This window comes from Mesorhizobium sp. WSM4816, assembly GCF_055811535.1.
The window spans coordinates 40,764-63,729 of sequence record NZ_JBVVQR010000007.1 but is presented as its reverse complement, the minus strand read 5'-3'; the positions used below and the strand labels follow the sequence as shown (position 1 = coordinate 63,729).

Here is a 22,966-nt window from a genome sequence, read left to right as displayed (position 1 = left end):
GAGCGCCTTCGTCTTCGGGACGGGATTGGATATGAACCGTCTCGCGAACCCACTCGCCCCGCGCGGCCTTGCCCTTCCGGAGAAGACCAGACAGATCAAGCTCTGGGTTCGCAGGGCTTGCGGGCTCGATGACGATGTCGTCGTGTCCGTCACGGAGCTGGCATGCCGCAAAAATGGCTGTCCCGACATCGAAACGGTGATCGGCATAATGCGTCCCGGCGAGAAAATCGAGACGATCCGGGTCAAAAAAGCAATCGCCGACGTGACCTCGCACGATCTGCCGCGAGGGTGAATGGATCGGGATATGCGCAGGGTGTCGGCCTCTTGGCCAAAGCTCTGGCGCGTACCGAATGTCACCGGCATGGGACCGAGATCGGGAACCGTCGACGAGAGCTGGTGCTCGCCACATCTTTCGCCGCGCCATTGCTGCGGCCGACTTCGCCCAACTCGACTACAAGGGCCAACTCGGGGAATGACGGCCGGCCGTCAGCGGCTGGTCGTCCCCCTTAACCACATGACGAATGCGGCGTAGCTCGCGGCTTTTCGCTGGTTTATGACAATGATCTGTGGTTGTAGCGCGTGGCGGTCGGGCAAAAAAGTGCTCCGCTTTGCGTCTGTTTGCCCGGCTTTTCAGCCTGTCTGAGGGAGTAATCGATAAAATGGCGAATGAAAACTGGCCCGTTTACGGTGAGATCACCGGCCCTGTCGTGATGATCGGCTTCGGCTCGATCGGACGGGGAACGCTGCCGCTGATCGAGCGCCATTTCAAGTTCGACAAGTCGCGCATGACGGTCATCGACCCACGCGATACCGATCGCAAGCTGCTCGACGAGCGCGACATCACCTTCATGCAGGATGCGGTGACCAGCAAGAACTACAAGAAGCTTTTGACGCCGCTGCTGACCAAAGGCGGTGGCCAGGGCTTTTGCGTCAACCTGTCTGTCGACACCGGCTCCGTGGACTTGATGCGGCTCTGTCGCAAGCTGGGTGTGCTTTACATCGACACCGTCGTCGAGCCATGGCTCGGCTTCTATTTCGACACCAAGGCCGACACTGGCAGCCGCACCAATTATGCGCTGCGCGAATCCATGATCGAAGAAAAGCGCGCGCACCCCGGCGGGGCGACCGCAATCTCCACCTGCGGCGCCAACCCAGGCATGGTCTCGTGGTTCGTCAAGCAGGCGCTGGTCAACCTCGCCACCGATCTTGGCCTCGAATTCTCGGAGCCCGCGCAGCACGATCGCGAAGCTTGGGCCAGGCTGATGAAGAAGGCCGGCGTCAAGGGTATCCACATCGCCGAGCGCGACACACAGCGCACCAAGAAGCCGAAGCCGATGAACGTGTTCTGGAATACCTGGTCGGTCGAAGGCTTCATCTCGGAAGGGCTTCAACCTGCCGAGCTCGGCTGGGGCACGCATGAGACGTGGATGCCGAAGAACGGCAAGAAGCACAAGCATGGCTCGAAGGCCGCAATCTATCTGGAGCAGCCGGGCGCCAACACGCGTGTGCGCAGTTGGTGCCCGACGCCGGGCCCGCAATATGGCTTCCTGGTGACCCACAACGAGTCGATCTCGATCGCCGACTTTTTCACCCTGCGCGGCAAGAAGGGCAAGGTTCAATATCGCCCGACCTGCCACTACGCCTACCATCCCTGCAACGACGCCGTGCTGTCGCTGCACGAGATGTTCGGTGCCGCCGGCAAGGCACAACCGGTGCATCACGTGCTCGATGAAAACGAACTGGTCGACGGTGTCGACGAACTCGGCGTGCTGCTCTACGGCCACGACAAGAACGCCTATTGGTACGGCTCGCAGCTGTCGCTGGCGGAAGCGCGCAAGCTGGCGCCTTATCAGAACGCCACGGGCATGCAGGTCACGTCGGCAGTGCTGGCGGGCATGGTCTGGGCGCTGGAAAATCCCGAGGCCGGCATCGTCGAGGCGGACGAGATGGACTACAGGCGCTGCCTGGAAGTGCAGTCGCCCTATCTCGGGCCGATCAAGGGCTACTACACCGACTGGACGCCGCTCGACAACCGCCCTGGGCTGTTCCCGGAAGACCTCGACAAAAACGACCCATGGCAATTCCGCAACATCCTCGTTCGATAGTTCAGCATCCCTGTTCGATAGCAATGTCTCACTGCCTTGCAATCGTCTGGAAATCGGGCGATTGAAGGATGGCGGCCTGGAGCGACGTGCATCCATTTGGACGCACAAAGTACGCTCTGGCGGTTTGAGTGTACGCATCGTGCTTTCCGAAAAATCGCATCGATTTTCGGGCCAATGCGAGAGGAGAGGATCTTGATGATGACGATTGCGCGCAAATTGCTTTCGGCCGGCATTGTCGCGGCCGCTGCCGCCTTGGCGGCGTGCACCACCGCCGGCCCGGGCGGGCCGCCATCGGCCTCGCGGAGTCCGGTCGAAGGCTCATGGATCGACGCGCAGGGCACGGGCCTGTCGACCTTCGCCGGCGGCAGCTTCAAGACCGTCGCCACCGACACCGGCCAGAAGCTTGCCGACGGCAGCTACGCCATGACCGGCGGCACTTCGGTCCAAATCCAGGGCACTTCGCTGATTCGCCAGACGCCGATCAGCTTCAACTGCTTGTTGATCTCCACCTCGCAGCTTAATTGCACCAGCGTGAGCGGGCAGAACTTTGTGCTGACGCGACGCACCTGAGCCCATACTGAACTGCATTTGCAAAGGACGGCGGCTTGAGGCCGCCGTCTTTTTGTGCCGGCAAAGCTGGGCCCGATTCCACTTGCATCGACCAAAACGCGATGTGAACATGGGCGAGAAGCCGGCTGTTTCGTTCCAGTCGAGCGAGGGCGTTAAACAGGTCATCCGGGAGACGAAGATGAAGAAGATCGCCGCCATTGCCGCCCTTTCGGCGTCTACGCTTGGCCTGTCGACCGGCATGTCCTTTGCCGACTACACTCTGAACATCCTGCACATCAACGACTGGCACAGCCGCATCGAAAGCAACAACAAATATGAATCGACCTGCTCGGCCGAAGAGGAGACCAAGGGCGAGTGCACCGGCGGCGCGGCGCGGCTGATCACCGCGATCGCCCACCAGCGCAAGAAGCTGGAAGGCCAGAACGTGCTACTGCTCAGCGCCGGCGACAATTTCCAGGGTTCGCTGTTCTACACGACCTACAAGGGCAAGACCGAAGGCGAATTCCTCAACCAGATGAAATTCGACGCCATGGCAGTCGGCAATCACGAGTTCGACGATGGCGAGGCGGCGCTGGCGCCGTTCCTGGATATGATCAAGTTTCCGGTGCTCGGCGCCAATGTGAAGGCCAACGCGCAATCCAAGCTCGGTGACCGCGTGAAACCGTCTGTTGTGATCGAGGTCGGCGGCCAGAAGATCGGCGTCGTCGGCGCGGTCACCAACGACACGCCGGAGCTCGCTTCGCCAGGCCCCAACGTCACGATCGAGGACGACGTCAAGTTGATCACGTCAGAGATCGAGAGGCTGAAGGGAGAAGGCGTCAACAAGATCATCGCGGTCACCCATATTGGTTACAAGCGCGAGCGTGACGTCATCGCCAAGATCCCGGGTGTCGACGTGGTGGTTGGCGGCCACAGCCATTCGCTGCTGTCCAACACCGACCCCAAGGCTGAAGGCCCCTACCCGACGATGGTCGACAATCCGGACGGCTACAAGGTGCCGGTCGTCCAGGCGGCGTCCTATTCGAAATATCTCGGCGAGTTCAAGGTCGTGTTCGACGACAACGGTGTCGTCAAGCAGGCCAGCGGCGACCCGATCTCCCTCGACAAATCGATCACGCCAGACCCCGCCGTGCTTGCCCGCATCAAGGAGCTCGGCGCGCCGATCGAGGCGTTGAAGAACCAGGAGGTCGCCGAAACCACCAAGGCGATCGACGGCAGCCGTGAGAACTGCCGGACCCGCGAGTGCGAGATGGGCAATCTTGTCTCCGATGCCGTCCTCGACCGCGTCAAGGACCAGGGTGTCGAGATCGTCATCACGAATGGCGGCGGTCTGCGCGCTTCGATCGACCAGGGCACCGTCACCATGGGCGAGGTGCTGAACGTGCTGCCGTTCCAGAACACAGTGGCGACCTTCCAGATTTCCGGCAAGGATCTGATTGCCGGGCTGGAGAACGGTCTCAGCCAGATCGAGGACGGCGCCGGCCGCTTCCCGCAGGTTGCCGGCCTGAAGTATTCATTCGACAAATCGGCCGCCGCGAATCCCGGGCGCGTCAAGTCGGTCGAGGTCATGCAAGGCGGCGGGTGGACGCCGATCAATCCGGACAAGGATTACCTGGTCGCCACCAACAACTATGTGCGCCAGGGTGGCGACGGCTACAAGGTGTTCGCCGACAAGGCCAAGAACGCCTACGATTACGGTCCGGGCCTCGAACAGGTGGTCGCCGATTATCTCGGCGCGCATCGGCCCTATACGCCGAAGCTCGAGGGCCGCATCACCGAGGTCACGGCCGCCGCCGCGGCGGAACCGGCCCAGCAACCGGCGCAGGATTCAGCCCAGGAATCGGCGAAGCCGGCCGAGGCTCCCGCTCCGGCCGAGCCCGCAAAACCGGCAGAAACGGCTCCAGCCGCGACTGCGGAGCCGGCGATGCCCGAACCGCCGGCCGGTTCGGACGATATTGCCACGACACCGCCAGCCGTGCCGACGGAACCCGCCCGGGCAGCGCCGGCACCAGCGGAGGCTGCGCCTGCCGAGCCGGCGAAGCCGGCCGAAAGCAGCCATGTGATCGTTGCCGGCGACACCTATTGGGATTTGGCGGAAGAGGCCTATGGCGATGGCGCCAGGTGGAAAACGATCTCCGACGCCAACCAGGACTACGAGCCGCGCCGCCTTCCCGTGGGCGCAACCTTGACCATCCCGGCCGCAAACTGAATTCTTCTGTCATTGTTGGAAAACCCGTCCGGCAAACCGGGCGGGTTTTTCTGCTTTCGCCTCCCAAACTTAGATAAGGTGCGGCCAGACGCTGCATTGAAAACCGGCGCGGCATCGCTAGTTTCGCGCGGTGTCCGGAGATCCTTTATGACGCCTTCCAACCCTGCCGATCCCAAGGCCGCGACGGTCCTCGACCCGCTGCCGGCAGGACAGCCGCCGGTCGGGGCGGGCAGGATCGGCGTCATGCTGGTTAATCTCGGCACTCCCGACGGCACGGAATTCAAGCCGATGTGGCGCTATCTCAGGGAGTTCCTGTCCGATCCGCGCGTCATCGAACTCAACAAGGCGATCTGGTACCCGATCCTCTACGGGCTGGTTCTCACCACACGGCCGAAGAAGTCGGGCGCCAACTATGCCAGGATCTGGAACCGGCAGCGTGACGAGTCGCCGCTGCGCACCTACACCCGCGCTCAGAGCGAAAAGCTGACCGAGGCGCTGCGCGACCTGCCCGGCGTCAGCGTCGACTGGGCAATGCGTTACGGCAATCCTTCGACCGAGAGCGTCGCCAAAGGGCTGGTCGCGCAAGGCTGCGACCGCATTCTGACATTTCCGCTTTATCCGCAATATTCCGCGACCACGACCGCGACCGCCAACGACCAGTTGTTTCGCGCGCTGATGAAGATGCGCCGCGCCCCGGCGATCCGCAGCGTGCCGCCCTACTATGCCGAACCGGTCTATATCGAAGCGCTCGCCCGTTCGATCGAGCGCCATCTGGCGAGCCTCGATTTCGAGCCGGAAATGGTCATCGCCTCTTATCACGGCATTCCGAAACCCTATTCCGACAAGGGTGACCCCTATCAGGCCCATTGCCTTGAGACGACCCGGCTGCTGCGGGAAAAGCTCGGCTGGGATAAGAAGAAGCTGATCACCACGTTCCAGTCGCGCTTCGGCGCGCAGGAGTGGCTGCAGCCTTACACCGACAAGACGGTCGAGAAATTGCCCGGAGAAGGCGTGAGATCGATCGCCATCGTCAATCCGGGCTTTTCTGTCGACTGCATCGAGACGCTGGACGAGATCGGCAGGGAGGCGGCCGAGACCTTCCATCATGCCGGCGGCGAAAAGTTCGCGCATATTCCCTGCCTCAACGACAGTGCCGAGGGCATGGCGGTGATCGAGGCGATGGTGCGGCGCGAACTGTCGGGTTGGGTGTGAAGCCGATACAATCGAGCGCCGCTAACCGGCTTTCTATGCACCGGTTATCCACTATCACCTGATTGTAACGTTCCTGAAACACACTTAAGTGTTTGGTGAAGTCGGTCGCGTTGAAAACATTTCCGTGGCCGGCATCTGAGGGAGAGCCAAATGGATTTCAGTGGTTTCGATATCGCGCTTCTTGTTCTTGTCGCTCTTGTCGTGCTCGTGCTTTTCAAAGGCATCCGGACAATCCCGCAAGGCTACAACTATACCGTCGAACGCTTTGGCCGCTATACCAGGACATTGAGTCCCGGCCTCAACCTCATCGTGCCGTTCGTCGACCGCATCGGCTCCAAATTGAACATGATGGAGCAGGTGCTCGACGTCCCGACGCAGGAGATCATCACCCGCGACAACGCCACCGTCGCCGTCGACGGTGTCGCCTTCTACCAGGTGCTCAACGCGGCGCAGGCCGCCTACCAGGTCGCCGGGCTGGAGAACGCCATCCTCAACCTGACGATGACCAACATCCGTACCGTGATGGGCTCGATGGACCTCGATGAGCTTTTGTCGAACCGCGACGCCATCAACGAACGCCTGCTGCGCGTCGTCGATGAGGCGGCACATCCCTGGGGCATCAAGATCACCCGCGTCGAGATCAAGGACATCAATCCACCGGCCAATCTCGTCGAATCGATGGGTCGCCAGATGATGGCCGAGCGCAACAAGCGCGCGCAGATCCTCGACGCCGAAGGCCTCAAGCAGTCGCAGATCCTGGAAGCCGAGGGCCGCAAGGAAGCCGCCTTCCGCGACGCCGAGGCGCGCGAACGCTCGGCCGAGGCCGAGGCCCGCGCCACGCAGGTGGTGTCGGAAGCGATCGCCAAGGGCGACGTGCAGGCGCTCAACTACTTCGTTGCGCTGAAATACACCGAAGCACTGACCAGGATCGGCTCCGCCACAAACAGCAAGGTCGTGCTGATGCCTATGGAAGCTTCGTCATTGATCGGCACGCTCGGCGGCATCGGCGCGATCGCCAAGGAAGTTTTCGGCGCAGAGGGCACTGCCGGCACCACGCGGCAGGCTGCACGCCCGCCCGTGGTTCGTCCCAGCGAGACCTGAGGCCATGTTCGAACGCGTCATTTCCGAACTCGGCCCCTGGGTTTGGATGGTTCTCGGCTTCGTCCTCCTGGTGATGGAGGTCATCGCACCGGGCATATTCATGCTGTGGATCGGCATCGCCGCTCTGCTGATCGGCGTGGTGTCCCTGCTCATCTGGGACGCGGATTTCTGGACCTGGCAGATCCAGGTTCTCGCCTTCCTGGCGATGTCGCTGGTTTCAACCTATGTCGGCAAGAGACTGGTGGGTGGGCGCGATGATGGCACCGATCAGCCACTGCTCAATCGCCGCGGCGCACAGATGATCGGCAGGATGGCCACCCTGGACGAGCCGATCAAGGACGGCCGCGGCCGCATAAAGCTGGGCGACACGCTATGGCGCATCTCCGGCCCCGACCTGCCGGCCGGCACGCAGGTGCGCGTGACGGGCGCGGCCGACACCGATCTGGAACTGACGGTCGAGGCGGTCCTGGACTGATCCGACCATCTCGGCAGGCGACTTTTCAAACAGGCCTGATGTCTCTCAGTTTCGAAATTCGCTCAGGCGAGCTCAGGCTGCGCCGATGCGCAGCAGATCGTGCAGATGGACAAGTCCGACCGGCCGTCTGCCTTCGACAACCATCAGGCTGGAGATGGTCGAACTGTTGATCGTCTGCAGCGCGGTCGCCACCAGCGTATCCGATCCGGCCGTCTTCGGCTCCTTGGTCATGACCTGATCGACGCTCATCGCCAAAAGATTGCTGCCGATGTGGCGCCTGATGTCGCCGTCGGTGATGATGCCGATCAGCGCACCATCCGCAGCGGTTATCGCCACACAGCCAAACCCCTTGCGCGACAATTCGAGGATCGCTTCGCGCATTCCAGTGCCGGAAGGCACCAGCGGCAGCCTGTCGCCGACATGCATGATTTCGCGGATCTGCGTCAGATTGGCGCCAAGTTGCCCACCGGGATGGAAGGTGCGGAAATGATCCGGCGTGAAGCCGCGCGCTTCGAGCAGCGCGATGGCCAGTGCATCGCCGATCACCAGTTGCAGCAGCGTCGATGTCGTCGGCGCCAGGCCGTGCGGGCAGGCTTCCGGCGCACGCGGCAGCAAAAGCACCACATCGGCCGCCCGCGCCAGCGCCGATCGCTCTCCGGCGGTGACTGCGATCAGCGGAATCGAGAAGCGCCTGGAATAGGCGATGATGCCCTTGAGCTCGCGGCTCTCGCCCGACCACGAGATGGCGATGATGGCGTCGTCCCTGGCGATCATGCCGAGGTCGCCATGATTGGCTTCGGCAGAATGGACGAAGAAAGCCGGCGTGCCGGTCGAGGCGAGCGTTGCCGCGATCTTCGAGCCGATATGGCCGCTCTTGCCGACGCCGGTGACGATGACGCGGCCGGCGATATGCGACACCATATCGACGGCGCGCGCGAACGGTTCGGTCAACCCGTTCTCGAGCGCGGCCGCCAGCGCCGCGACACCGGCCTGCTCGGTCGCTACCGTTCTAAGCGCCGAGGCGATCGAAGCCTGCCCATCGAGCCGCTTCTTGTCTGGGGATCCCGCATGCATGGCTCATGCGATTAGCGCTTTGCTGCGCGCCTGTCCAACAGAATTGCCATCCGTTAGCCGTCAAGTGGGCTTTGATCGACCGCCGCCTCAACCCAACGTTAACCATCCCCGTTTACGGTTCGGTAAGTATGGCGCGCGTGCGCCGCGCAAGCAGTGGTAGCGATGTCCGGGGCCCCGCCTGAAAAGAAAAGAAGACGAAACGGCAAGGCGGTCTGCGCCTTGCTGCTGGCGACCAGCGTCTTCGCCTTGCTGCGGCCTGCGCAGCCCTATGCCCAGGTAACCGAGCTGCGCGGCGAGGTTTCGGAATCGGCGATTCTGGACGACCAGCAGCGCAAAGCCAGGCAATTGAGCATTGCCCAGGATCAGACGGCGCAGGCCGGTGCAATCACCCAGAGCACGGCGCCGACGCCCACCTATCAGCCGGCCAGCCCGGGCGCCGTGCAGGACGACGACGCGGCACCCGCGACCGGCAGCATTTTTGATCCGCCGGAAGCAACCGACGATCCGTTTGCGGACGCCCCCGTTCCCGTCCCGCCGCGCCGGCCATCGAGCGCAACCCAGGGCGCAGCCGATCAGGACGAAGCCGCCGAGACACAGGCCGCCACCGCGACGACGGCCCCGACGGATGACGAGGACACCGCCGAGACGGACCCAATCAATTCCCGTGCCGTGACCATCGATTCCGCCGACAGGCAGCAACTCGATCCGGGCGCCGAGCGCGCCGAAGCCATCGAAGGCCGGGACAGGAGGGCCGAGGACGACCCGTTCGCCGCCAACGGCATCAAACTCGGCTCGTTCGTGATCAGACCGACGCTCGAGCAAGGCCTGAAGGCCTCATCGAATGCCGATTCAAGCAGCGAAGGCAAGCCGGCCCTGCTGTCGGAAACGACGCTGCGCTTCAACGCCATCTCCGACTGGCGGGAGAATTCGGCTACCGTCGACGGCTACGGCACCTTTCTCAAGACCCTATCGGGCGACGAGGTTGAGGAGGCGCGCGGCCGTGTCGAAGGCACGCTCAATGTCGACTTCGACAACGATCTGCGCGCCATCGCCAGGCTCGGTTACGAGGCGGCACCGGAATCGGCTTCCTCGCCGGTCGTCATCGAAGGCACCGCCGAGCAGCCGGTGCGCCAGACCATCGACGGCAGCCTTGCGGTCGAGAAGGATGCCGGCAAGATGCGCTTCGCCCTGACCGGCGCAGTCGAACACGACATCTACGGCGACGCCAGGCTTTCGACGGGCGGAACGCTGTCGCAGAAAGACCGCGATTCGACGCTCTATACCGCCACCTTGCGCACCGGCTATGAGATTTCGCCCGCCATCACCCCTTTCACCGAGGTCGAAATTGGCCGCCGGGTCTATGATTTGCGGGTCGACAGCAATGGTTTCGAACGATCCTCGACGCGGCTTGGGGTTCGGGCCGGCGCCGAGCTCGACCTCGGCGAGAAGCTTGCCGGCGAGTTCTCGGCCGGCTGGCTGCGCGAGGCGATCGACGATGACCGCCTGCCGGCAATTTCGGGCGCCACGGTGAACGCCGACCTCAGATGGTCGCCGCAACGCGGCACCACGATCGGCCTCACCGGGCAGACGATCGTCGAGGGCACGACAACCGCCGACGAAAGTGGCACCATCCTTTACTCCGGCCGCCTCACCGCCGAGCGGGAAATCCGTGCCAACCTGATCGGCAACGCAGCTCTCGGGGTAGACTGGCGCGACTACATCGGGTCGGACGGCCATGATCTGACGCTGAGCGCCGAGGCCGGACTGACATGGTGGCTGAACCGATATGCCGGACTGACCACCCGCGCCAGAACTGAAAAACAGACCAGCAACATCGAGGGCCGCGACTACACCGCCCACAGCATCTTTGTCGGGGTGACGCTGCAGCCGTAAACCAAGCCGCCGCGCACCCTCGGTTCAGGCCCGAGGGCATGCTTTTGCGCGCATGCATTAGCCCGGGGGTTAGAACGCCGCGCCCCGCTGCTCTGACGGTTTCATCTCGTCGAGAAGCTTGCTGATAACGCCCGCCATGCGTCCGTTCATGTCGCTGCGCCACAGCGCGAAGGCGACGTTGGCCTCGACAAAGCCTTCCGGCGATCCGCAATCAAAGGTGCGTCCTCGGTAGTGGCAGCCATAGAAGGGCTGCTGCTTCTCCAGCTTCAGCATCGCATCGGTGAGTTGTATCTCGTTGCCGGCGCCCTTCTCCTGGCCTTCGAGTATCCCAAATATCTCCGGCTGCAGGATGTAGCGCCCGTTGATGTATAGGTTGGAGGGTGCCGTGCCGGTCTTCGGCTTCTCCACCATGCCGGTAATGCGAAAACCGTGATGCGTTTCCTCGCCGCGGCCGACGATGCCGTATTTATGGGCCTCGGCGGGCTCGCATTCCTGAACCGCGACGATGTTGTTGCCGGTCTCGGCATAAAGCTCGACCATCTCCTTCATGCAGCTTTTTTCGGACTGCATGATCATATCGGGCAAAAGCAGCGCGAAGGGCTCGTCGCCGACCAGCTCGCGGGCACACCAGACGGCATGGCCAAGGCCAAGCGGCACCTGCTGGCGGGTGAAGCTGGTCTGCCCTGGCGAAGGTTGCAGCCGCTGCAGGCGGGCGAGCTCGTCGTCCTTGCCGCGTTGGGCGAGCGTGTCATAGAGTTCGAACTGAACGTCGAAATGGTCCTCGATGACCGCCTTGTTGCGTCCGGTCACGAAGATGAAATGCTCGATGCCGGCTTCGCGTGCCTCGTCGACCACATACTGGATGACTGGCCTGTCGACGACGGTCAGCATTTCCTTGGGTATGGCCTTGGTGGCCGGGAGAAAACGCGTGCCGAGGCCAGCGACCGGGAAAACTGCCTTGCGAACTCTCTTCATGCTGTCAAATATCCGCTTCTAAGGCTGTTCGGCAATCCCGCTTCAAGACATTTTCGTGCCGGAATCTGGGATTATGGAACGGCTGGTCAGAAAAAATCTGTAGTCCGTAAAGCGCCAACCCGCCTTTTCGTTCCCAACGGCACCTATGGTAAACTAAATGCTAACCGGGTTCGGCGATGAATGATCTTCCTGTGATGAAGAAGGAGGAAAAGATGTCCGTTCGCGACGCCGCAAAGCGCTTCACCAGCATCGTTGCGGCCGCCAGTCTGTCGCTTGCCTTGCTGATGCCCACCGGATCGGCTTTTGCCGACGCCGGTTTCCGGCAATGGGTGGCGAGCTTCCGCGCCACCGCGGTGCGGAGCGGCGTTTCCGGCGCCGTTTACGACCGCGCATTCGAGGGCATCAGCGATGCCGACCCGGTCGTGCTGGAAAAAGCGCGTTATCAACCCGAATTCACCGCGCCCGCCTGGGACTATTTCGACAACCGCGTCCATGACCAGTCGGTCGCTGTTGGCAAGCAGATGGCCAGGAAGTGGAAGCCGTGGCTGGACAGGATCGAGGCAAGATACGGCGTCGACCGTCACATCCTGCTGGCGATCTGGTCGATGGAATCGAACTACGGCGAAATCCTCAAGCGCGACGATGTCATGCGCAATGTCGTGCGTTCGCTGGCCACGCTTGGCTATGCCGATTCGAGACGATCGAAATTCGCACGCACGCAGTTGATCGCGGCGCTGAAGATCCTGCAAAGGGGCGACATCGATAAAAGCCACCTCAGTGGCTCATGGGCCGGCGCCATGGGCCATACCCAGTTCATTCCCACCAGCTACCAGGCCTATGCGGTCGACATGGACGGCGACGGCAAGCGTGACATCTGGAATTCGATTCCCGATGCATTGGCAACGGCCGCCAATCTGCTCAGGAAGAACGGCTGGCAGGCCGGCAAGACCTGGGGCTATGAAGTCAGCCTTCCCGACGGAAAGAAGTTCCCGGCCGGATCGAAGTCGTTGTCGCAATGGCAAGCGCTGGGTGTCACGCGTGCCAACGGCAAGCCGTTCAAGAGTGGGGAGAAGGCCACGCTGAAGGTGCCAGGCGGCCGTGGCGGCCCGGCTTTCCTGATGGTCAAGAATTTTTCGGTCATCAAGCGTTACAACAATGCCGACAAATATGCGGTTGCCGTTGGCCTTCTTGCCGACGAAATCGCCGGTTATGGTGGGCTTGTGCAGGACTGGAAGCGGCCTTTCACGAAGCTCTCCTTCGAGGAGAGGCAGGAGCTTCAGCAACGGCTTTCCCAGTACGGCTACTATGACGGCAAGTTCGACGGCAAGATCGGCGAGGGATCGAAAGCCGCCATCATGGCCTTCCAGGCGAAGGCTGGCTTGACCCAGGACGGACATCCGAGCATGGAAGTGCTCAAATGGCTCAGGCAGAACTAGCTTCGCATAGGGCAGACCTGGAGCATCGGACCCAAACCGGTTTTGAGGAAATCCGATGCTTAACTTAAGGTAGAGCGGCGGCACGGTTGTATCAGAGTCCGGCGCTCTTAGGGATGGAGACGGTAATTGGTTTCGGCTGCGCGTATCCGTGTGATCCTTCGTCGCGTGCCGATCCTGATTCTGGCTATTGCCGTCCTGGCCGTCGGCACTGCCGCCGTCTTTCACACGCCGGCCGTGGCGCAGGAAGAACAAAGGCGTGGCTGGTCGCTGCGCGACTTGTTGTTTCTGCGCCGAAGCGAGCGGGTGGAACCGCCGCGACTGATTGAGCCGCGACGGATTCAGAGGATCGGGCCACGGAAGCCAAAAGTCAGAAAGTCGCGAGCCGCGCCGCGCCGGCCGGCTGAGCCGGCAGCCCCCATTGTCGAGAAGGCGCCGGATGCCCGCACCGTTCTGGTGGTCGGCGATTTCATGGCGACCGGCCTCGCCGAGGGTCTCGACACCGCCTTTGCCGAAAACAACAAGGTCAGGATCGTCGTTCGCAGCAATGGTTCGTCCGGTTTCGTGCGTGACGATTTCTACAACTGGCCCGAACAGATCAAGTCGCTGATCGAGACCGAAAAGCCCGCGGCCGTGATCGTCATGCTGGGTTCCAACGATCGGCAGCAGATGCGCGTGAACGGTGAACGCGAACAGCCACGGACCGAAGCGTGGACCAAGGAATACGAACGCCGTACCGAAGCGTTCGGCAAGGTCATCGCATCGGCCAAGGTGCCGTATCTGTGGGTCGGCATGCCGGCCTTCAAGGCGCCGAAGATGACCTCCGACATGCTGGCTTTCAACGACATCTACCGCTCGACGGCCGAAAGCCATGGCGGCGAATTCGTCGACATCTGGGACGGTTTCGTTGACGAGGAAGGCGCCTTTGTCACCAGCGGGCCTGATATCAACGGCCAGCCGGTGCGCCTGCGCACCGACGACGGCATCCGTGTGTCGAAAGCCGGCAAACGCAAGCTCGCCTTCTATGCCGAAAAACCCTTGCTGAAGATCCTTGGAATGACCTCGCCTCCGGGCACACTGGCAGCTTATGCGCCAGCCGGCGCTCCGGTCGGGGCGCCGACACCGACACCCATGCCCGTCGATCGCACGGTGCCGATGCTGCTCAGCGATCCGGCACTCGACGGCGGTTCGGAACTTCTCGGCGCAGCAGCGCCGGCAAAGGCGGACGGGCCCGGCGAAAAACTCTTCGTCGAGGGCAAGGTATCAGCTGCTTCGCCCGGACGCGCCGACGATTTTTCCTGGCCGCCAAGGAAGCAGCCTGCGGCGCCGGCCGTGCCCGAAACGACCACCGCGATCACTCCGTAAACCTGCCGGGCGGCCGCGCAAGTAGGAGACGGTCTCAGCGCGGCAGCACGCTCGATCCCATCAGCGCCTCGTCGATCGAACGCGCTGCCTGACGGCCCTCGCGGATCGCCCAGACGACCAGCGATTGACCGCGGCGCACATCGCCTGCCGCGTAGAGCTTTTCGACGCTGGTCTTGTAATCGCGATCATTGGCCTCGACGTTGTTCGAGCGGCGGCTGTCGACGGCGATCTTCATCTGGCCAGCCAGTTCCGACACCGGCCCGACGGCGGCCGGCCCGGCAAAGCCGATAGCGATGAAGGCGAGATCCGCACGGATGACGAATTCCGTGCCGGCGATCGGCTTGCGCCTTTCATCGACCTCGCAGCATTTGACGCCGGTCAACGCGCCGTCCTCGCCGATGAATTCGAGCGTCGCCACCTGGAACTCGCGCTCGGCGCCTTCCGCCTGCGAGGACGAGGTGCGCATCTTCGTCGCCCAGTAGGGCCAGACCGAAAGCTTGTCCTCCTTTTCCGGCGGCTGCGGCCGGATGTCGAGCTGGGTGACACGCACGGCGCCCTGGCGGAAGGCAGTGCCGACGCAGTCGGACGCGGTGTCGCCGCCGCCGACGACGACGACATGCTGGCCGCCGGCGACGATCGGCGGCGAGGGCCACGCCACCGACTGGATCGGCTCGCCGCCGATGCGCTTGTTCTGCTGCACCAGGTAAGGCATCGCGTCGTGCACGCCGTCGAGATCGTCGCCGGGAATGTTGGCCGGGCGCGGCGTTTCCGAACCGCCGCAATAGAGCACCGCATCATATTCGGCGAGCAGCTCCGCCACCGGCTTGTCGACGCCGACATTGATCCCGCAATGGAAGCTCACCCCCTCGCCTTGCATCTGCTCGATGCGCCGGTCGATGTAGTGCTTCTCGATCTTGAAGTCGGGGATGCCGTAGCGCATCAGCCCGCCCGGCCGGCTCTCGCGCTCATAGACGTGAACGTCGTGACCGGCGCGGCCAAGCTGCTGGGCGGCCGCCATGCCGGCCGGCCCCGAGCCAATGATTGCGACGCGCCTGCCGGTTTTCCTTTCCGGCGGATAGGGCCGGATATGACCGGTTTCATAGGCCTTGTCGGCGATTGCCTGCTCGATCGTCTTGATGGCGACCGGAATGTCCTCGAGGTTCAGCGTGCAGGCTTCCTCGCAAGGTGCCGGACAGATGCGGCCGGTGAATTCCGGGAAATTATTGGTCGAATGCAGGTTGCGGATCGCATTGTCCCAGTCGCCATTGTAGACGAGGTCGTTCCAGTCCGGGATCTGGTTGTGGACCGGGCAGCCGGTCGGCCCGTGACAGTACGGAATGCCGCAATCCATGCAGCGCGCGGCCTGTTTCTCGACCTCCTTGTCCGACATCGGCAGCGTGAACTCGCGAAAATGCCGGATGCGGTCGGAAGCCGGCTGGTACTTGTGCACCTGCCGGTCGATCTCGAGAAACCCTGTTACCTTGCCCATAGTCCAGTCCCTGCTGTCCAGATGGCGCGCTCGACGACGCACCCGTTAACCTCATAAGGCAGCCATGGCAACCTTCAGTCCGAGGCCAGGATTGTTGATGAAGGCGTCGCCCGGGAAGCTTTGCTTCCCGGCAACTCCCAAAGCCTATTCCGCCGCAACGCCCATGCGCATGCGTTCCATTTCGATCAGCGCGCGGCGGTATTCGACCGGCATGATCTTCCGGAATTTCGGCCGGAAAGTCGCCCAGTTGTCGAGGATCTCGCGGCCGCGCACCGAACCCGTGTAATGGACGTGGTTCGAGATCAGCTGATAGAGCCGCTCCTCATCATGGCTGGTCATGTCGCCGGACACGTCGACGCGGCCTTTGTGGTCGAGATCGCCGCCATGATGGAGCAGTTTCTCCATCAGGTCGTCTTCTTCGGGAACGGGTTCCAGTTCGACCATCGCCATGTTGCAGCGCTCGGCGAAATCACCCACCTCATCGAGCACATAGGCGACGCCGCCCGACATGCCGGCGGCAAAGTTGCGGCCGGTCTGCCCGATGACGACGACAATGCCGCCGGTCATGTATTCGCAGCCATGGTCGCCAACACCTTCGACGACGGCGGCCACGCCCGAATTGCGAACCGCAAAACGCTCGCCGGCGACGCCGCAGAAATAGGCCTCGCCCTCGGTCGCGCCGTAAAGCACGGTGTTGCCAATGATGATCGACTCGGCTGCGACGATCTTCGTGTTCTCAGGCGGGCGGATGACGATGCGTCCGCCCGACAGGCCCTTGCCGACGTAGTCGTTGGCGGCACCGACCAGCTCGAACGAAACCCCACGCGCCAGGAAGGCGCCGAAGGACTGGCCGGCGGTGCCGGTGAGCTTCACCGAGATCGTGTCCTCGCGCAGGCCCTTGTGCCTGAAGCGCTTTGCCACTTCGCCCGACAGCATGGCGCCGGTCGAACGGTCGACATTGCGGATCGGCAGCTCGATGCTGACCGGCTGCCTGGCTTCGAGCGCCGGCTTGGCCAAGTCGATCAGCTTGCGGTCGAGCACGTCGTCGATCGGATGCTTCTGCCGCTCGGTCCAGTGCACCGCCTCATGCGGGGCATCCGGCTTGAAGAACATCTTGCTGAAGTCGAGCCCGCGCGCCTTCCAGTGCTGGATCAGCGCCCGCTTCTCCAGGAGTTCGGTGTCGCCGATGATCTGGTCGAGATGGGTATAGCCCATCTCGGCGAGCAGCGCCCGGACCTCTTCCGCCACATAGAAGAAGAAGTTGATGACATGTTCCGGCGTGCCCTTGAAGCGCTTGCGCAACACCGGATCCTGCGTCGCGACGCCGACCGGGCAGGTGTTGAGATGGCACTTGCGCATCATGATGCAGCCGGCCGCGATCAGCGGCGCGGTCGAGAAGCCGAATTCGTCGGCGCCAAGCAGCGCGCCGATGACGACGTCGCGCCCGGTGCGCAGGCCGCCATCGACCTGCAGCGCGACGCGCGACCTGAGGCCGTTGAGCACCAGCGTCTGGTGCGTCTCGGCAAGGCCCATTTCCCACGGGCTGCCGGCGTGCTTGAGCGAGGTCAGCGGCGATGCGCCGGTACCGCCGTCATAGCCGGAAATGGTGATGTGATCGGCGCGCGCCTTGGCGACGCCGGCCGCAACCGTGCCGACACCGACTTCCGAAACCAGCTTGACCGAGACATCAGCCGCCGGATTGACGTTCTTGAGGTCGTAGATGAGCTGCGCCAGATCCTCGATCGAGTAGATGTCGTGATGCGGCGGCGGCGAGATCAGGCCGACGCCGGGCGTCGAATGCCTGACCTTGGCAATGGTGGCATCGACCTTGTGACCGGGCAGCTGACCGCCCTCGCCAGGCTTCGCGCCTTGCGCCACCTTGATCTGCATCACATCGGAGTTCACCAGATACTCCGCCGTCACGCCGAAACGCCCGGAAGCGACCTGCTTGATCGCCGAACGCTCGGGGTTCTTGCCGCCGTCCGGCAGCGGCAGGTAACGGTCGGCTTCTTCGCCGCCCTCGCCGGTGTTCGACTTGCCGCCGATCGTGTTCATGGCGCGCGCCAGCGTGGTGTGCGCTTCCCTGGAGATCGAGCCGAAGGACATCGCCCCGGTCGAGAACCGCTTGACGATATCGGCAGCCGACATGACCTCGTCGAGCGCGACCTTCTTGCGCCCGGTTTCTTCGGCCAGCCTGATCTTGAACAGGCCGCGAATGCTCTGCGCCCGCGCCGTCTCGCTGTCGATCTGAGCGGAATAGTCCTTGAACGTCTGCGACGACCCCTGGCGCACGGCGTGCTGCAGGGTGGCCACCGCATCGGGCGACCAGATATGCGCTTCGCCGCGCATGCGGAACATGTATTCGCCGCCGACCTCGAGGCTGTTGCGCAACACCGGGTCGTTGCCGAAGCCGTCGGCGTGGCGGCTGACCGTCTCGGCCGCGATCTCTTCCAGCCCGACGCCTTCGATCAGCGTCGCGGTGCCGGTGAAATATTTTTGCACGAGATCGGTCTCCAGCCCGATGGCGTCGAAGATCTGCGCGCCGCAATAGGACTGGTAGGTCGAGATGCCCATCTTCGACATCACCTTGAGAATGCCCTTGCCAATCGACTTGATGTAGCGGGAGACGACCTCATTGGCGTCGACTTCGGCCGGCAGCTCGCCGCGCTTGTGCATGTCGAGCAGCGTGTCGAAGGCGAGATAGGGATTGATCGCCTCGGCGCCATAGCCCGCAAGGCAGCAGAAATGATGCACCTCGCGCGGTTCGCCGGACTCGACCACCAGCCCCACCGACGTGCGCAATCCCTTGCGGATCAAATGATGGTGGACCGCCGCCGTCGCCAGCAATGCCGGGATGGCGATGCGGTCCGGCCCGAGCTGACGGTCGGACAGGATGATGATGTTGTAGCCGCCGGCGACCGCCGCCTCGGCGCGCTCGCACAGCCGGTCGATGGCGCCCTGCATGCCGGCCGCGCCTTCGTTCGAAGCATAGGTGATGTCGATCGTCTTGGTGTCGAAACGGTCCTCGGTATGACCGATGGAGCGGATCTTCTCAAGATCGCCATTGGTCAGGATCGGCTGGCGCACTTCGAGCCGCTTGCGACGCGAATTGCCGACGAGGTCGAAGATGTTCGGCCTCGGCCCGATGAACGACACCAGGCTCATCACCAGTTCCTCGCGGATCGGGTCGATCGGCGGGTTGGTGACCTGGGCGAAGTTCTGCTTGAAATAGGTGTAGAGCAGCTTCGATCTGTCCGACATCGCCGAAATCGGCGTGTCGGTGCCCATCGAGCCGACCGCTTCCTGGCCGGTGGTCGCCATCGGCGACATCAGCAGCTTGGTGTCTTCCTGGGTAAAGCCGAACGCCTGCTGGCGATCGAGCAGGCTGACGTCCCTGCGCAGCGCCCGCGGCTCGACCGGCTTCAGGTCTTCGAGGATGAGCTGGGTGTTGGCGAGCCAGCTCTTGTAGGGATGCCTGGTCGCGATCTCCGACTTGATCTCCTCGTCGGAAACGATGCGGCCCTTCTCCAGGTCGATCAAAAGCATGCGGCCGGGCTGCAGCCGCCACTTCTTGACGATCCTTTCCTCCGGCACCGGCAGCACGCCGGCTTCCGAGGCCATGATGACGCGATCGTCGTCGGTGACGATATAGCGCGCCGGGCGCAGCCCGTTGCGGTCGAGCGTGGCGCCGATCTGGCGGCCGTCGGTGAAGGCCACCGCCGCCGGCCCGTCCCACGGCTCCATCAGGGCGGCGTGGTATTCATAAAAGGCCTTGCGATCTCGATCCATCAGCTTGTTGCCGGCCCAGGCCTCAGGGATCAGCATCATCATCGCGTGGGCGAGCGAGTAGCCGCCCTGCGTCAGGAATTCGAGCGCATTGTCGAAACAGGCGGTGTCCGACTGCCCCTCATAGGAGATCGGCCACAGCTTGGAGATGTCGTTGCCGAACAGTTCGGAATCGACCGAAGCCTGCCGCGCCGCCATCCAGTTGACGTTGCCGCGCAGCGTGTTGATCTCGCCATTGTGGGCGACCATGCGATAGGGATGCGCCAGCTTCCACGAGGGGAAGGTGTTGGTCGAGAAGCGCTGGTGGACGAGGATCAGCGCCGTCTCGAAACGCGGATCGGTCAGATCCTTGTAATAGGCGCCGACCTGATAGGCCAGGAACATGCCCTTGTAGACGATGGTCCGCGATGACATCGACACGACGTAGAACCCATTGTCGACGCCCTTGGTCTCTTCGTGGATACGACCGGAAATGACCTTGCGCAGGATGTAGAGCCGCCGTTCGTAATCGTCGTCGCTCTCGATCTCGGCGCCACGACCCAAAAACACCTGCCGCTGGACCGGTTCTGAAGCAGCGATATCAGGCGCCTTCGACAGCGATGAATTGTCGACCGGCACGTCACGAAAGCCGAGCAGCGGCTGGCCTTCGAGCTGCGCGACCTCGGCGATGATGCCTTCGATATGCGCCTGAAGCTCAGGATCGCGCGGCATGAACACATGGCCGACGGCGTAATGGCCGGGCTTGGGCAGTTCGACGCCCTGGCTGGCCATCTCCTCGCGGAAGAAGCGGTCGGGAAGCTGCACCAGCACGCCGGCGCCGTCGCCCATCAGTGGGTCGGCGCCGACGGCGCCGCGATGCGTCAGATTTTCGAGCACCGCCAGGCCGTCCGTGACGATCTGATGCGACTTGACGCCCTTCATATTGACGATGAAGCCGACGCCGCAGGCATCGTGCTCGTTGCGCGGATCGTAAAGGCCGTGGGCGGCGAACCCGGTAGGGGTCCGCCCGATCTTGGTCAGGCCAGTGGCGATGGACGGATTTTTGACGGCTAGCGCTTTCGTCTGCGCGGCCGGGCCGTTCGTCGCAGATGGCGTCACTTCCGTCATCGTCCTGTCCTCCATGCCAGCCCTTCGGGCGCTGGTTTCCGTTGGGAAGCGCATGAGCTTCCCTCTCATCCTTGCGGCACGTCTTGCGAAATCCTTGCAGAACCAGGCGGCCTGGTTCGCATCCGGCAATCGTACAGGCCAGAGCCGGGCTGTTTACCTGTCGCTCGCGGCAATGGCCGGAGCGGCCCAATGATACGCCAATCCAGCCTGTTTTGTGCGACAAAATAAGACAGCACTACTGTCCTAAATTTTTATGACAGAAATTGCGGATGCGCACAAGACCGATTCACAACAATCATGGGCATCTAGAGACAGAAAATTACGCGCCACTCCGCCAAAACGCAACCTTCGGTCGTCCGCCTTAATGCATGTCGCGCAAAAGTGTGCAGCGGTTTTGCGATAACGACATGCATGAAAACAACAACCTAAAGCGCGTCGCATGAGGCCGGCCGAACGCGACGCGCTTTAGGTCCCGGCCTCTCGCTGGCTTTACCGCTTTTCCGGCACTTGGCACTTGCGAGCGGCATGCGAAAGCGGCCAAGGTCGCCCTGATTTTCCCAGCACAGGCAAACGCATGAATTTCGCTTCCGACAATTGGGCAGGCGCCCATCCCAGCATCGCCGCGGGCCTGTCGGCCCATGCCGGCGGCTTTTCCACCGCCTATGGCGACGGCGCCCTCGACGAGGCCGCATACCAGCGCTTCAACAAAATCTTCGAGCGCGAGGTCGCGGTGTTTTTCGTGGCCACCGGCACCGCCGCCAATTCCCTGTCGCTGACCGCGTACAACAAATCGGGCGGCATTTCCTTCTGCCATCGAGAGTCGCATGTCATCGAGGATGAATGCGGCGCCCCGGAATACTTTACCGGCGGCTCACGGCTCCATCCCGTCGACGGCGCGCTGGGCAAGATCGATCCGAATAGGCTGGACAGGGCGGTCGACCGGTTCGCGGCTGAAATCGTCCATTCCGGGCGCCCGATGGCGGTGTCGATCACCCAGTCGACCGAGGTCGGCACCATCTACACACTGAACGAAATTGCCAGGATTTCTGCGATCGCCAAGCATCACAAACTGCCGCTGCACATGGATGGCGCCCGCTTCGCCAATGCGCTGGTCGCGCTCGAGACAACACCGGCGGAGATGACCTGGAAGGGCGGCGTCGACATCCTCTCTTTCGGCGGTACCAAGAACGGCTGCTGGTGCGCCGAGGCTATCGTGCTGTTCGACCTCGACCGCGCCAGGGAACTGGCCTTCCTGCGCAAGCGCGCGGCGCAATTGTTCTCGAAATCGCGCTTCATCGCAGCGCAGTTCGAAGCCTATTTCAAGGACGACCTGTGGCTCGACACGGCCCGGCATGCCAACGCCATGGCAGCACGCCTCGCAGCACTGATCGAGGATTCCGCGTCGGCGCGTCTGGCCTGGCTGCCGCAAGCCAACGAAGTGTTCGCGGTGACGAAAAAGGCCAAGGCTGAACGGGTGCATTTGGCCGGTGCCGCCTTCTACGACTGGCACAAGCCGCACGACTTTGATGGCCATATCGGCGAGGACGAAGCGCTCTATCGTTTCGTCACCAGCTTTGCGACCACGGCCGAAGAGGTCGACCGCTTTGGCGAGCTAATTGCTGGATAGCGGCACCTAATTCAAAAAGGGCGGCGCCAGGCGCCGCCCTTCGTCCCTTAGGTCGTCTTTGTGACGCAGCTTACGCGGTGGTCTTGGCCTCGATCTGCTTGGCCTTCGCCGAAGACGCGGTGATCGCGATCTTGCGCGGCTTCAGCTCCTCGGGAATATTGCGCTTGAGGTCGACGAAGAGCAGGCCGTTCTTCAGCGAGGCGCCGACGACATCAACATGGTCGGCAAGCTGGAAGCGGCGCTCAAAGGCCCGGCTGGCGATACCGCGATAGAGCAGTTCAGAGCCTTCGCCATTGCCCTCCTTGCGCTCACCCTTGACTGTCAGAACGTTGCGGTGAGCCTCGATCGAGAGCTCATCGTCCGAGAAGCCGGCGACCGCCATCGAGATGCGATAGGAATCCTCACCGGTGCGCTCGATGTTGTAGGGCGGATAGGTCTGTGCACCTTCCGGCTGCGCAAGCGAATCGAGCATGGTGAACAGCCGGTCGAAACCGACGGTCGAACGATAAAGCGGGGAAAAATCAACGTGACGCATAGTGTGTTCT

General features: G+C 62.8%; 16 protein-coding genes. 11 read left to right on the top strand and 5 right to left on the bottom strand.

The features are described from left to right. Window positions 1-31: 31 nt before the first annotated feature. From AC0L3H_RS10950 to AC0L3H_RS10920, 7 genes are all read left to right on the top strand, one after another. On the top strand, window positions 32-292 hold the full coding sequence (locus AC0L3H_RS10950) for a nitrate reductase (protein WP_091594877.1): 261 nt from the start codon (window positions 32-34) through the stop codon (window positions 290-292). 367 nt (window positions 293-659) lie between these two features. Then, window positions 660-2,105: a homospermidine synthase gene (locus AC0L3H_RS10945; RefSeq protein ID WP_128183461.1), complete on the top strand. Its 1,446-nt coding sequence runs from the start codon at window positions 660-662 to the stop codon at window positions 2,103-2,105. Window positions 2,106-2,303: 198 nt separating this feature from the next. Beyond that, the gene (gene omp10, locus AC0L3H_RS10940) at window positions 2,304-2,675 is read left to right on the top strand and encodes an outer membrane lipoprotein Omp10 (protein WP_473585543.1); all 372 of its coding nucleotides are present in this window, start codon (window positions 2,304-2,306) and stop codon (window positions 2,673-2,675) included. Window positions 2,676-2,853: 178 nt separating this feature from the next. Then, window positions 2,854-4,884: a 5'-nucleotidase C-terminal domain-containing protein gene (locus tag AC0L3H_RS10935; RefSeq protein ID WP_473585451.1), complete on the top strand. Its 2,031-nt coding sequence runs from the start codon at window positions 2,854-2,856 to the stop codon at window positions 4,882-4,884. A 147-nt stretch (window positions 4,885-5,031) separates the two neighbouring features. Then, window positions 5,032-6,096, top strand: a complete 1,065-nt coding sequence (hemH, locus tag AC0L3H_RS10930) for a ferrochelatase (protein WP_473585450.1) — start codon at window positions 5,032-5,034, stop codon at window positions 6,094-6,096. A 150-nt stretch (window positions 6,097-6,246) separates the two neighbouring features. Beyond that, window positions 6,247-7,197 (top strand): SPFH domain-containing protein, encoded by a 951-nt coding sequence (locus AC0L3H_RS10925; protein ID WP_473491101.1) that lies wholly within the window; start codon window positions 6,247-6,249, stop codon window positions 7,195-7,197. 4 nt (window positions 7,198-7,201) lie between these two features. Further along, window positions 7,202-7,672, top strand: coding sequence for an NfeD family protein (locus AC0L3H_RS10920; RefSeq protein WP_128183455.1), 471 nt, complete (start codon window positions 7,202-7,204; stop codon window positions 7,670-7,672). 72 nt (window positions 7,673-7,744) lie between these two features. Here the strand turns inward: AC0L3H_RS10920 and AC0L3H_RS10915 are convergent, their stop codons facing one another. Then, complete coding sequence (locus AC0L3H_RS10915; protein ID WP_473585449.1) at window positions 7,745-8,746, bottom strand: KpsF/GutQ family sugar-phosphate isomerase; 1,002 nt, start codon at window positions 8,744-8,746, stop codon at window positions 7,745-7,747. Window positions 8,747-8,908: 162 nt separating this feature from the next. Between AC0L3H_RS10915 and AC0L3H_RS10910 the strand changes: the two genes are divergently transcribed. Continuing rightward, window positions 8,909-10,639, top strand: coding sequence for an outer membrane beta-barrel protein (locus AC0L3H_RS10910; RefSeq protein ID WP_473585448.1), 1,731 nt, complete (start codon window positions 8,909-8,911; stop codon window positions 10,637-10,639). Window positions 10,640-10,708: 69 nt separating this feature from the next. On the opposite strand, the gene galU is transcribed toward AC0L3H_RS10910, so the two are convergent. After that, on the bottom strand, window positions 10,709-11,614 hold the full coding sequence (gene galU, locus AC0L3H_RS10905; protein WP_473585447.1) for a UTP--glucose-1-phosphate uridylyltransferase GalU: 906 nt from the start codon (window positions 11,612-11,614) through the stop codon (window positions 10,709-10,711). Between the two features lie 212 nt (window positions 11,615-11,826). On the opposite strand from galU, the gene AC0L3H_RS10900 reads away from it, so the two are divergent. Beyond that, complete coding sequence (locus AC0L3H_RS10900; RefSeq protein WP_091594951.1) at window positions 11,827-13,050, top strand: lytic murein transglycosylase; 1,224 nt, start codon at window positions 11,827-11,829, stop codon at window positions 13,048-13,050. A gap of 126 nt (window positions 13,051-13,176) precedes the next feature. Further along, window positions 13,177-14,412 (top strand): SGNH/GDSL hydrolase family protein, encoded by a 1,236-nt coding sequence (locus tag AC0L3H_RS10895; RefSeq protein WP_473585446.1) that lies wholly within the window; start codon window positions 13,177-13,179, stop codon window positions 14,410-14,412. 34 nt (window positions 14,413-14,446) lie between these two features. Here AC0L3H_RS10895 and AC0L3H_RS10890 read toward each other — a convergent pair whose 3' ends face one another. Beyond that, window positions 14,447-15,901: a glutamate synthase subunit beta gene (locus tag AC0L3H_RS10890; RefSeq protein ID WP_473585445.1), complete on the bottom strand. Its 1,455-nt coding sequence runs from the start codon at window positions 15,899-15,901 to the stop codon at window positions 14,447-14,449. A gap of 144 nt (window positions 15,902-16,045) precedes the next feature. Then, entirely contained in the window at window positions 16,046-20,794 is a 4,749-nt protein-coding gene (gltB, locus tag AC0L3H_RS10885) for a glutamate synthase large subunit (RefSeq protein WP_473585444.1), read from the bottom strand. Between the two features lie 574 nt (window positions 20,795-21,368). On the opposite strand from gltB, the gene AC0L3H_RS10880 reads away from it, so the two are divergent. Then, the gene (locus tag AC0L3H_RS10880; RefSeq protein WP_473585443.1) at window positions 21,369-22,421 is read left to right on the top strand and encodes a threonine aldolase family protein; all 1,053 of its coding nucleotides are present in this window, start codon (window positions 21,369-21,371) and stop codon (window positions 22,419-22,421) included. Between the two features lie 70 nt (window positions 22,422-22,491). Here the strand turns inward: AC0L3H_RS10880 and AC0L3H_RS10875 are convergent, their stop codons facing one another. Continuing rightward, on the bottom strand, window positions 22,492-22,956 hold the full coding sequence (locus AC0L3H_RS10875) for an Hsp20 family protein (protein ID WP_023798077.1): 465 nt from the start codon (window positions 22,954-22,956) through the stop codon (window positions 22,492-22,494). Window positions 22,957-22,966 lie beyond the last annotated feature (10 nt).

Coding starts and splice junctions, on each gene's coding strand:
- AC0L3H_RS10950 (WP_091594877.1), top strand. CDS start 32: ATGAACCGTCTCGCGAACCCACTCGCCCCGCGCGGCCTTGCCCTTCCG.
- AC0L3H_RS10945 (WP_128183461.1), top strand. CDS start 660: ATGGCGAATGAAAACTGGCCCGTTTACGGTGAGATCACCGGCCCTGTC.
- omp10 (WP_473585543.1), top strand. CDS start 2,304: ATGACGATTGCGCGCAAATTGCTTTCGGCCGGCATTGTCGCGGCCGCT.
- AC0L3H_RS10935 (WP_473585451.1), top strand. CDS start 2,854: ATGAAGAAGATCGCCGCCATTGCCGCCCTTTCGGCGTCTACGCTTGGC.
- hemH (WP_473585450.1), top strand. CDS start 5,032: ATGACGCCTTCCAACCCTGCCGATCCCAAGGCCGCGACGGTCCTCGAC.
- AC0L3H_RS10925 (WP_473491101.1), top strand. CDS start 6,247: ATGGATTTCAGTGGTTTCGATATCGCGCTTCTTGTTCTTGTCGCTCTT.
- AC0L3H_RS10920 (WP_128183455.1), top strand. CDS start 7,202: ATGTTCGAACGCGTCATTTCCGAACTCGGCCCCTGGGTTTGGATGGTT.
- AC0L3H_RS10915 (WP_473585449.1), bottom strand. CDS start 8,746: ATGCATGCGGGATCCCCAGACAAGAAGCGGCTCGATGGGCAGGCTTCG.
- AC0L3H_RS10910 (WP_473585448.1), top strand. CDS start 8,909: ATGTCCGGGGCCCCGCCTGAAAAGAAAAGAAGACGAAACGGCAAGGCG.
- galU (WP_473585447.1), bottom strand. CDS start 11,614: ATGAAGAGAGTTCGCAAGGCAGTTTTCCCGGTCGCTGGCCTCGGCACG.
- AC0L3H_RS10900 (WP_091594951.1), top strand. CDS start 11,827: ATGTCCGTTCGCGACGCCGCAAAGCGCTTCACCAGCATCGTTGCGGCC.
- AC0L3H_RS10890 (WP_473585445.1), bottom strand. CDS start 15,901: ATGGGCAAGGTAACAGGGTTTCTCGAGATCGACCGGCAGGTGCACAAG.
- gltB (WP_473585444.1), bottom strand. CDS start 20,794: ATGACGGAAGTGACGCCATCTGCGACGAACGGCCCGGCCGCGCAGACG.
- AC0L3H_RS10880 (WP_473585443.1), top strand. CDS start 21,369: ATGAATTTCGCTTCCGACAATTGGGCAGGCGCCCATCCCAGCATCGCC.
- AC0L3H_RS10875 (WP_023798077.1), bottom strand. CDS start 22,956: ATGCGTCACGTTGATTTTTCCCCGCTTTATCGTTCGACCGTCGGTTTC.